9 protein-coding genes are annotated in these 10,286 nt (G+C 47.9%); 1 reads left to right on the top strand and 8 read right to left on the bottom strand.

Annotated features, from left to right (window positions below):
* Window positions 1-1,251 (top strand): DEAD/DEAH box helicase (locus tag BGO59_RS14010; RefSeq protein ID WP_293684234.1); only part of this gene is annotated, 1,251 nt, incomplete at its 5' end.
* A gap of 150 nt (window positions 1,252-1,401) precedes the next feature.
* On the opposite strand, the gene BGO59_RS14005 is transcribed toward BGO59_RS14010, so the two are convergent.
* The 8 genes from BGO59_RS14005 to BGO59_RS13970 all read right to left on the bottom strand — a co-directional run bounded on the left by BGO59_RS14005 (window position 1,402) and on the right by BGO59_RS13970 (window position 10,279).
* Window positions 1,402-1,902 carry a DUF421 domain-containing protein gene (locus BGO59_RS14005; RefSeq protein WP_293684233.1) on the bottom strand — a complete coding sequence of 167 codons (501 nt, stop codon included), beginning with the start codon at window positions 1,900-1,902 and terminating at the stop codon, window positions 1,402-1,404.
* A gap of 192 nt (window positions 1,903-2,094) precedes the next feature.
* A complete protein-coding gene (locus BGO59_RS14000; protein WP_293684232.1) occupies window positions 2,095-2,760 on the bottom strand; it encodes an SGNH/GDSL hydrolase family protein in 666 nt (221 codons plus the stop codon).
* Between the two features lie 86 nt (window positions 2,761-2,846).
* A complete protein-coding gene (locus BGO59_RS13995; protein ID WP_293684231.1) occupies window positions 2,847-4,946 on the bottom strand; it encodes a BatA domain-containing protein in 2,100 nt (699 codons plus the stop codon).
* 203 nt (window positions 4,947-5,149) lie between these two features.
* On the bottom strand, window positions 5,150-5,854 hold the full coding sequence (locus tag BGO59_RS13990; RefSeq protein WP_293684230.1) for a metallophosphoesterase: 705 nt from the start codon (window positions 5,852-5,854) through the stop codon (window positions 5,150-5,152).
* The gene (locus tag BGO59_RS13985) at window positions 5,851-6,900 is read right to left on the bottom strand and encodes a hypothetical protein (RefSeq protein ID WP_293684229.1); all 1,050 of its coding nucleotides are present in this window, start codon (window positions 6,898-6,900) and stop codon (window positions 5,851-5,853) included. Before BGO59_RS13985 ends, BGO59_RS13990 begins: the two co-directional genes overlap by 4 nt.
* Complete coding sequence (locus BGO59_RS13980; RefSeq protein WP_293684228.1) at window positions 6,897-8,543, bottom strand: NAD(P)-binding protein; 1,647 nt, start codon at window positions 8,541-8,543, stop codon at window positions 6,897-6,899. The genes BGO59_RS13985 and BGO59_RS13980 overlap by 4 nt, the downstream gene beginning before the upstream one ends.
* On the bottom strand, window positions 8,533-10,080 hold the full coding sequence (locus tag BGO59_RS13975; RefSeq protein ID WP_293684227.1) for a polyamine aminopropyltransferase: 1,548 nt from the start codon (window positions 10,078-10,080) through the stop codon (window positions 8,533-8,535). Before BGO59_RS13975 ends, BGO59_RS13980 begins: the two co-directional genes overlap by 11 nt.
* Entirely contained in the window at window positions 10,073-10,279 is a 207-nt protein-coding gene (locus BGO59_RS13970) for a DUF350 domain-containing protein (protein ID WP_293684226.1), read from the bottom strand. Before BGO59_RS13970 ends, BGO59_RS13975 begins: the two co-directional genes overlap by 8 nt.
* Window positions 10,280-10,286: the final 7 nt, after the last annotated feature.

Genomic DNA, 10,286 nt, shown 5'->3' with positions numbered 1-10,286 from the left:
ACACTGGTACTGACGCCAACCCGTGAGTTAGCCATTCAAATTGCCGAAAGCTTTACCGCCTACGGACGTCACCTGAACCTTCGCCATACGGTTATTTTTGGCGGGGTCTCGCAACATGCCCAGGTGAATGCCTTAAAAGCTGGCATCGATGTGCTGATCGCTACCCCCGGCCGTTTGCTGGATCTGATGAACCAGGGTTTCATTAATCTTCGCGATGTTCAGTTCTTTGTCCTCGACGAAGCCGACCGCATGCTCGACATGGGCTTTATCCACGATGTCAAAAAAGTTATTGTACGTCTGCCTGAACGTCGACAGTCGTTATTTTTCTCGGCTACGATGCCGCCCGATGTGGCAAAACTAGCCGATACAATTTTGCACAATCCCGCCAAAGTAGAGGTAACGCCCGTTTCTTCAACCGCCGATACCATCCAGCAGGCGATGTATTTTGTGGAAAAAGAAGACAAACGGAAATTACTGGTTCACATCCTGAACGACCGAAATATCCGCTCGGCTCTGGTCTTTGCCCGCACTAAACACGGTGCTGATCGGGTTGCCAAGGATCTGCTAAAAGCCGGAATTCAGGCTGAAGCCATCCATGGGAATAAATCACAGAACGCGCGGCAACGTGCTCTTTCGAATTTTAAAAGCCGCGAAACCCGTGTACTGGTAGCAACCGATATTGCTGCTCGCGGTATTGATGTGGACGAACTCTCGCATGTGATCAACTACGAACTCCCCAATATCCCGGAAACTTATGTACACCGTATTGGGCGAACGGGTCGAGCAGGCCACGATGGCATTGCGTTGTCCTTTTGTGATTCGGAAGAGACGGCTTATTTAAAAGATATTCATAAGCTGATTGGCAAAACGGTTCCTGTTGTTACAGATCATCCGTATGTTATGGATGTAGCTACGGCTTCAGTAACACCCGCTCCGACACAACGGCAGGGTCAAAACCGACGAAATTCTCAGCCGAATAGCCGCCAGCATGGCTCTGGCAATCCAGCCAGACAGGAAGCTCGGCATCGTCCAAATGGCCCTTCGAATCGCCAGCCCAATTCTGCCGAAACGAAAAATCAGGGACGAACTCAAGGTAATCGACCTGATGGCCAGTTCGACAAAAATCGTTCGCTCGGGCGACCTTCTGAGTCGAAACCGTCTCATTCGAAGCCGAGTGCTCCTCAAAATAAACCGAGCCGTGGTAGTGGAAACAGTCGTTTTCTGAATTTCGGTTCCGACAAGAACTATTAGACATTGCTTGCGTTAGTGAGGTCAGATTGTAAGGACCTGACCTCACTAACACAAACTGGACCAAACGCTATAGCAATCAACTTCTTGCTTTCACAGTGTAGTACGCAATAGGTAAGGGATGTTTCTGTATCCATTGCGTGCTGTATTACATCAGACCTTATCCTTATTTACGACGCTGATCTGACCATTTCGCTCAATTAGAATCGTTTTTATATCAATAATACTGTCCTTCTGCCCCACCTGCCGGACAGCCTCCCGTAAGTCCTGCTCGCTCACCAGCATCGCTTTCATATGGCTGCGGTTGAAATGTCCATTCTCAAATAGTATCTTATCGTTGCCACTCACTAGGCGACTTAATAAGGGGCTTTGAATGCATAAATAGGCCAGCAGGCGGTGCAGAATAACCAATGCCAGACTCGCTCCCAGGACGCCTGTAAATGATGATGCTCCTACAATACCCCGGCTAAGGGTTGCTCCTAAAAGCAGCGAAATCACCGTATCGAAAGGAGAACGCATCCCAAATGAACGTCGACCAGCCAATCGCACCAGCGCAATGGTCAACAGAAAGGCCACTACCGCCCGGCATATCATCTGGCCATCAGTCAATTGATCGTCTTTATGAAGCAAATCGCCAAATAATTCGGTCATCATAGTCGATTAGGTAGTGAGATTTGTCAGAATAGCAGGTTAACTACAACCTCCCCCAATGGTTTATCCGTTGAGCTATTTTTCGGCAAACGGTCCAGATCTAAAGTCTGATAACGCCAGAGTTTCTGGGCACAAAAAAACCGTGCCACAGCTTTATACTGTGGCACGGTTTTTTTGTGCAACTTATCGTAATTATTACTTCGCTGAAACCAGCACTTTTTGCATTTGTTCGGCCACAAACAGATTACCTGCATCGTTGAGGTGAACGCGGTCGGTGGTCAGAATACCCCGATCTTTATTCTCAGGGTTATTTTTGAGGTTGTAGTCCAGGAATGCTTTCCGCAGATCGACCAGTGGGAGATTGTACTGTTTAGCCAGGTTACGAATAAACTGGCTGTACTGGTTCAGGTCGCCATCCTGCTGGTTTGTCATATCATTTTTTTCGCCAATGGCGGCTGGCGTACATAAAACCACCCGAATATTGGCAGCCTGCAATTTCTTCACAACTGCTTCGTAAAACCGGACAAACTTATCGGGATCGGTACCAGTACCCGACGTGGCTTTATGCCAGACGTCATTTACACCCACCCAAATCACGACAACATCGGGCTTTTGGGCAATCACGTCGTCGTCCATACGCAGGAAGAGGTCATAAATTTTATTACCTCCAATACCTGCACCAATCAGTTCATACTGATCCGATGGAAGCATAGTTTTTAACTTATCAATGTACCCACCGGGCTTGACACCCGCTTGTGTGATGGAATCACCAAAAAAAACGACGCGTGTTGGTTTAGCAACCGTCATAGCCAGTAAGCCAACGGCCACCAGCATCACAGAAAGGCGAAAGATTGTTTTCATACTCAGCAAAGCTCGAGGACACGCAAATTTACCTGAAACGTATCCCGAAATCGTATTGGCAGATGTCGATAGCACCGTTGCATACGTTACCCTTTCATAAACCGAACTAAGCCAGCTTCCAGTAACAAGAAGCCCAGGGCGGCAAGCAGAAAATATTTCCAAAGGCTTTTACCCAGGTTTTCCTGTTCCAGTACCTGCACAAAATCACCATCCTGAATGCTGTCGAACACTTCAACATTAGGCTGATTCGCAAAGGCTCGGCGTAGTTCGTCGGCCGAATAAAAATCCATCGACGATTCCTCATTACCGTGGTTAAAGGCTAGCAACCGTTCAGTCTTTCCATCCAACTGCAAGGCATAGTAGCCTGCTTCAACTTCCTGTCCAGCCGCCAGTTCATTACTTTTTGGCATTTCGAGAAGCAACTGATTTCCTACAACCCGCTGAATTGGAATAATTTCCAGCTTATCATGTTTCAGTTTATAAACCGCCTTCTCAGACGGATTAGCAACCGGAATGGTAATCAGGTTTTCATCGAATGAATAAGCCGTTCGTTGTGGACGAACACTCATGGCCGCCATTTTATACATGACGGGAACAAACAGCGCGTGTTCGGCCAGATTACCGTAAGTGGTTGATAACGGATTAGCCAGCAGATAAACACTACCCTGACGACCCGCCTGCCCTCTTACGGTTGTTCGTGTCAGCAACGGGCTTCCATCGCGCAAGCTCAATAGGCGATCTCCCGAATTCCAACGCCAGACCGGAGCGGCAGTTGGCATATTCAGCCGATCCGACTGGTAACTCTGCTGAAATACATCAACAAAGAATGGGTTTCGCCGGTCGGGGTCGGCAACGGGCAATGGTGATGGGGTACTGCCAGTTGCCGCCATTACCTGAATACTGCCAACACCTAGCGACCGCAGAAATGGTTCATAGGAAGCAGTGTTCGGATTAGTGGGTGGAATAATGGTTAGGCTTCCTCCCTGCCGGACAAATCGTTCCAGCTCAGTACGAAGCGCACCACTCACGTCGGAAACGCCTTCCAGTACCACCAAATCCGTCTCTTTCAGTTGACCAACATCAAAATTCTGGGCATTGAAGCTCCTTCGGACAAACAAACTGTCGTTCGAATACACCGCGTCGACATAATCCGTTGATCGAGCAGGCGAACTGGCTTTTTGTTCAAACAGGTGTAATACCCGAACGGCGGGCGACGCTTCGATCACAAAAAAGTATTGATTATCGAACGTAATGGGAAAATCCTCGAATACGATACGCCCCCGGTGAAACCCTTTGGAGGTCACGTTGAAATTAAGCGATACAGTAGCCGACCCTCCCGGTGCCAGTGTAGCCGACGCTGTTGAGGTTTGTGTATCGTCCAGATAAAGTCGTATAGGCAGGTTTTTGACATTTTCCCGACCGGCATTGTTCAGCTTGACATTCACGCTGTTGTTCTGCAATTCGCGAATAAACGGCGTACTAAGCCAGACAGAATCGACATAGACGTTTTTGGTTGACTGTGCATCCAGAGGCACAATAAATAACCGATCAGTAGTATCGATTTTCAGCCGCGACAGATCGCCTACGGTACTTTTCTGAAAGTCAGAAAACCAGAACAACTGATTGCGGCCGCTTGGGTTGAGCGAGCTCAGCAGATTTCGCTGGCGACGATAGACCGTCTCTAAGTTACGGGGTGTATGAGCAAACCGAATGGAGGTTACCCGATCCCGAACGGCTTCGGCCGTACCAGCCTGTTGCTCAGCCGCCGAAAAATCATTGGTGATCAATTGTAGCGATGCAGCATTCCGAAAAAGCGTCAGCAGTTCATCCAGTTTGCTAATGGCAATATCGAGGTAGCGTTTGGTGTTCCGTTCGTTCTGCATACTGAACGAATTGTCGACATACAAACTCGTTACCCCCTGCCGCGATAAACCCAGTTTATTCTTGCTTGGAATAAACGGTTGGGCAAACGCCAGCACCAGACAAATCAGGAACAGACAACGACAGGCCAGAATGAGCCAGTGTTTCAGCCGACGAAATGATTTGGTCTCCGTTTGTACCGTCCGTAGTAAAGCTACATTGGTAAAAAACACCCGTCGGGTTCGCCGGAAATTGAACAGGTGAATGGCTATCGGAACCGATACAGCCATCAGGCCAAACAGGAATGTAGGATATAAAAAATTCATTCAGACGAAACAGAGAAAGTCATTCATGGCCATCAACCAGTTATTCATAGTTATTCGCCGTCATGTAGTGTAATAAACAACCAATGACTACGAATGGCTATGAATGATTACTTGACAACCTCATTGTTTTTAAACGAATTGCAATGGGTCTTTCGTTTTTTCGGAAGCCGATTTACCACATAAATCGCTTCTGTGAGCCTAAGTTAATCAGGTATTATGATTTCGTAAAATGCTGATTTGGTTTGCAAAACATCCGTATACGTAATTGAGCTTACCGTATCACCAAACGTGGTAAATTCATTTATAGGGGTATGCCCTACAACCTGATGAAAGCCAGACAGATAATCAACTTTAGTTTCCTGACGATCAGCCCAGATTGGTCCACCGAATGGATCGTTCCCACCGCGCCGGGGTCCTACTTCAAACAATAAATTTCGGTAGGCCATTGACCGCTGATGAACATCATTCAATAATTCAGCCAAATCATAATCGGGTGTAATGGAAAGTGAATTATTTTCTGTTTTCTCCAGAAGATGTGCTAACCATTGGTTAGTAATGCCTGCATGCGTAAACAGATAAGAGCCTTGTTGATAGGCAATTTGAAATAACCCCTCATATTCCTCAAAAACCTCACTCAGCATAGGCTGTGCCAACGGCCGGAATCCTGAGCAGCGGTAATACGGAAAGTGCATATACTGCGCATCGTGGTTACCTATCAATAGTACAATTTTATCGGGGTAGCTACGCTTTAGCTGAATGATGTCAAGTAGGTTGTTGTAAATTGTTTCATCGTCGAATACATAACTGTCGGTATAATCGCCCAGGAAAACAATTTGATCATGAGTGTCTGTATTGATTTCCTTCCAAACGTTTCGACCATGAATGTCACTAACGGTAAGAATAGTCATAATTTCTGTTTACCGCGCCAGATAAAACCATCCAGCACGTAATGGGTCATTTGTGGCAATGCCAGTAAGGGAACCAGTAACGCCATAATCTGTTTGTTGGATATGGCCGGGAGCACCTGAAACCAGCCGAAAACAGAAGCATGTTCACGCCAGATCAGGCTATCCCATAATCCTTCTTCAAGATAGGCCAGCAAAACGAGTACACCAAGAAAAGTGACCCAACGGTTTCGCAACGCCCATTTCATCAATCTTGTTTCAGGAAATTTTCGAGGGAGTGCATTTTTTCCATCGCTCACCCAAATCAGGGCTATGTATGGAACCCCGTGCGATACCACATTGAGCATAGTGAAGGCCAGGTCGCCATTGAATTGGATGATACCAAAATACCAGGAAACAATCGTTCCCAGAACAAGCAGGTTTCGGGGCACATTCAACCACCTTTGCTGGCGATATAGCCACACTTCTTTGCCTATGTACCCAACCAACAGGCAACCATACAAGCCTGTTAATAGACCCTTGAGCTCATCGGCTTCATGCTGGACAAAATCACCTTCGATAAACCAGGTAAAATGACGACCAGGGGTCAGGTGCCACCATAGAATCGGATACAGGGTAGCTGCATAAATCATCATCGTATCGAGTCGGACAGACCAGGCAGGATTCTTCTCCGCCCGGCTATAGATACGAAGAAACCCATATTGCTGCCGAACAAAATGAAAAACGGCCAGATACGCCAACACCCGCCAGAACCAAAGTCCATCCAGGCTGTGCAAGGCTACCCCCACCAGATAACAAATCAGGGGTACTCCCAGAAAGAGTAGTCTTTGTTTCTGAAAGCGAACAGGGTCCGCATAGGTACGAAACAAAGTGCTGTACACATGCGCCACGTCGACCAGCATCACCAGAACTACCCACCCGATCAACGGCATTTCATCCGTCGTTCGAAACCGCTCGGGTAATAACATAACAACAAATAGTGCCACAAATGGAGGAGCTAACACGAACCAACCATCGAAACGGGGGCTTTTGATCCACGGCTGTTTCATACAGAACCAACCACCTCCTGGGCCGCACGAATACCCTGATAAAATGCTTCTTCGAAAATCGAGATACCGCTCAGGTCGGAATGCGCAAAAAAGACACGATTGTCCAACGGCTGTGCTGCTTTCCGACGTTCATTACCCCAAATGAAACCGGGTGATGGCGAAATCATCCCATGCCCCCATAGCCAGATGTCGGCCTGCGACACATAGACCGTTACGCCCGGATGAGCCAGCTCCAGTTCATCCAGAATCTGAGAGAGCCACTGCTCGTAGGTAGTTGTGTAGGCGGCTTGTCGGGCTACATCAGGGCTGGTATCTGTCAGGGGTTTGTAATACGTAATTACTTTTTGGGAGCTATCTTGCAGGTTCTGCTGATTGGCGTTGATATAACCGACCGATGCGGTATTGTACAGCACGTTATCCCAGCAAAGTGGCAATCCTCTGCCCTGTGGTAATCCCGATACGGTCAGATTGGCAACCAGCCACGGCGCATACTGGAAGCCCGCTAACGCACTTCGTTCTGAGGCAACCGAATGAAGCAATCGTTGGGTTATAAACTGTGGAGTCGCCAGAATAACCCGGTTTGCCTGCACCACAAGATTCTGATTGGCCAACGCATCATAGACCCGCACCGTTACAGCCGAATCCCAGAACTCCATCCCATACACGAGTAAATTAGCCCGGATAGGCGAATCAGCCTGTTTACGCAAATGATCTGCCAGAAAGCCATTTCCCTGCGGCCAGGTCAGCACAGAAGACGCACTGGCATTGGCCGCTTTCCCTTTACGTGAGGCAAAATAATGCAAACCTGCCCAGGCCGACGTATTGGCAAGTGTAGCCCCATAATCATCTCGGCAACTGTAGTTCAGGTACCAACGCAGATACGGAGACGTAAAGCCTTCCTGGGTTAAATAACTGGCAAATGAAATGGCATCCAATGCCCGAAAATGCTCATCTGCTGATGACTGATCGAGGGGAATGGCGAAGGCATCACGCCCATCGGCGCCTTTAACCTGCTTCAGTTGATCAACCAGGGCAAAAAAACGGGACGTCTGCTGCTTATCTTCTTTAGTCAACCCCGTATCAGGCACCAGCCCCTCCTGCCATAATCCATTGATATACAACCGCTCTTCTGGATCATGGCATAGAAAGTATTCGTTATAAACAGGGTATTTCTGATCGTCGTATCCGGTGATCACATTACATTCCTGAAGAAACTGAAGCAAGTCTTTATTTCGAATATCGGGTATGGGCAGATAATGAGCCCCTAAGGGATAAGCCGAAACATCGTTCTGCCCATAAGCCGCATTACCCCCTGTTTGCGACGCCATTTCCAGTAAGAGTACATCCCGAACGCCCTGCTTCTGCAACCAGCGACGAGCCGATAAACCAGCTACTCCCCCACCTACAATCAGCACATCGGTCAATATTTTTTCCTTAATTGGTAGTTTTGTCAGATCGGGGATCGACCGCAGTTTATGCCCTACCTGATGATTGGCGCCATTGATACTCCCCTGAATATGACTAACCGAACGAGCTGGTGTGCAGGAAAGTAAAGCTGACGAGCCAGCCAGCAGCGTGGCAGCCCCTGCCCCAGCCCGAATCAGAAATTGACGACGATTGGTTGAATCAGGATTATTGTCCATAGGGTGCCCACTCTTCCTCAAACGACTGTACCAGAACCTGATTATTCAATTTATTCACTTCCGTTGACATTGCTGCCATATCGGGTGGAAAATAGAGCATATCACGAATCGTCTGGGCATTCACAAAACGTAATCCGGTGGGCAAGGCACTCCCAACTCGCCAGTGCTGATTTCGCAGCGCCAGCACATAGCCCCATTCACCAAATGAGGGTACGTAAGCATGATACGGAATCGTCTGAAAACCAACCGCAACTAACGTATTCCGCACGCACCAGAACGATTTTCGGGCTACATAGGGCGAGGTCGACTGTACAACAATTATCCCGTCGGGAGCCAGTCGTTTTTCCAGTTCAGTATAGAACGTTGTACTGTATAACTTTCCAATGGAGTAATTAGAAGGGTCAGGAAAATCAACAATCATCACATCATAACGAGCGGTGTCCTCTCGTATCCATGTAAACGCATCCTTATTGATAATCTCCACCCTGGGCGACAGGAGTGAGCGTTGGTTGAGCCTTACCAGAACTGGATTGTGCCGGAATAACGACGTCATAGCCGGGTCGAGATCAACTAGTCTGATTTGCTGAATCGCCGGGTATTTTAGTAACTCCCGAACCGCCAGCCCATCGCCCCCGCCCAATACAAGCACCCGTCGGGCAGTTGGACGTGCCTGCATGGCCGGATGAACGAGGGCTTCATGATACCGATATTCGTCGGCCGAACTAAACTGAAGATTTCCATTCAGGTAGAGTCGTAATTCCCGGTTATTGCGAGTCAGTACGATTCGCTGGTACGGGGTGCTTTTGCTATAGATTATGGCGTCCTGAAAAGTCGCCCCTTCACTGTAAGCCATAATCTTCTCGGCATACACAAACGCAGCCATTAAACCACTTATACTCAAGCCTAAAATAGCTGTAAAAACGGCTCGAAACGAGCGGGTTTCAGCAAAGCGATATAGCAGGAATCCAGCGACGCCTACGTTTAGTAAACCAAAAAATAACGACGTTCGAATCAGGCCTAATTGGGGTACGAGCCACAACGGAAATACGAGCGAAGCCAGCAGAGAGCCGATATAATCGAAGGTAAAAACGCGCGACACCAGATCTTTGAAAGTAATCTGGTTTTCCAATATCCGCATCAGCAGCGGAATCTCCAGCCCTACCAGCGCCCCAGTGAACCCTACTAACAGGTAAAGCAATAATCGAAAAGAAGCGACCTGTTCAAACAAAACAAACAACAAGGGTACACTAAAACCACCAACCAGCCCTACCAGTAGCTCAATCTGGATAAACCACTTTAATAAATTGCCGTCCAGATATTTCGATAGCCACGAGCCAATGCCCATCGAAAACAGGTACACGCCAATGATTGTTGAAAATTGGGTAACGGAATCGCCTAGCAGATAGCTCGCCAGCGTGCCAGCCACAAGTTCATAAATGAGTCCACAGGTCGCAATCACAAATACGGACACCAGCAGTAACCAGTGCAATGGGCGCAACTCCGACGGTGGTTTTACCTGCTTGGGAGGGCTAACCATGAATGGCCGAACTGATGATAATAGCCACAGCAATCATAAAGGCGGCTGCTAAAATGGCCAGCGCTACGTTTTGCTCGTCAACAATTTTTTTCCAGAGATTTTCAGGGGCTATTTTTTCGATCACCACAAAACAGATAATCAGAATAATAATACCCAGCAGCGAGTAAACGATGGAAGCGGTTATGTACTTATATTCCATATTGAGG

The sequence above is a fragment of the Spirosoma sp. 48-14 genome (assembly GCF_001898575.1).
Classification (GTDB): domain Bacteria; phylum Bacteroidota; class Bacteroidia; order Cytophagales; family Spirosomataceae; genus Spirosoma.
This window is presented reverse-complemented; position numbering and strand designations above follow the sequence as displayed.

Excerpts from the sequence above, each read along its gene's own strand:
- BGO59_RS13970 (WP_293684226.1), bottom strand. The coding sequence starts at position 10,279 with ATGGAATATAAGTACATAACCGCTTCCATCGTTTACTCGCTGCTGGGT.
- BGO59_RS14005 (WP_293684233.1), bottom strand. The coding sequence starts at position 1,902 with ATGATGACCGAATTATTTGGCGATTTGCTTCATAAAGACGATCAATTG.
- BGO59_RS13975 (WP_293684227.1), bottom strand. The coding sequence starts at position 10,080 with ATGGTTAGCCCTCCCAAGCAGGTAAAACCACCGTCGGAGTTGCGCCCA.
- BGO59_RS13995 (WP_293684231.1), bottom strand. The coding sequence starts at position 4,946 with ATGAATTTTTTATATCCTACATTCCTGTTTGGCCTGATGGCTGTATCG.
- BGO59_RS13980 (WP_293684228.1), bottom strand. The coding sequence starts at position 8,543 with ATGGACAATAATCCTGATTCAACCAATCGTCGTCAATTTCTGATTCGG.
- BGO59_RS13985 (WP_293684229.1), bottom strand. The coding sequence starts at position 6,900 with ATGAAACAGCCGTGGATCAAAAGCCCCCGTTTCGATGGTTGGTTCGTG.
- BGO59_RS13990 (WP_293684230.1), bottom strand. The coding sequence starts at position 5,854 with ATGACTATTCTTACCGTTAGTGACATTCATGGTCGAAACGTTTGGAAG.
- BGO59_RS14000 (WP_293684232.1), bottom strand. The coding sequence starts at position 2,760 with ATGAAAACAATCTTTCGCCTTTCTGTGATGCTGGTGGCCGTTGGCTTA.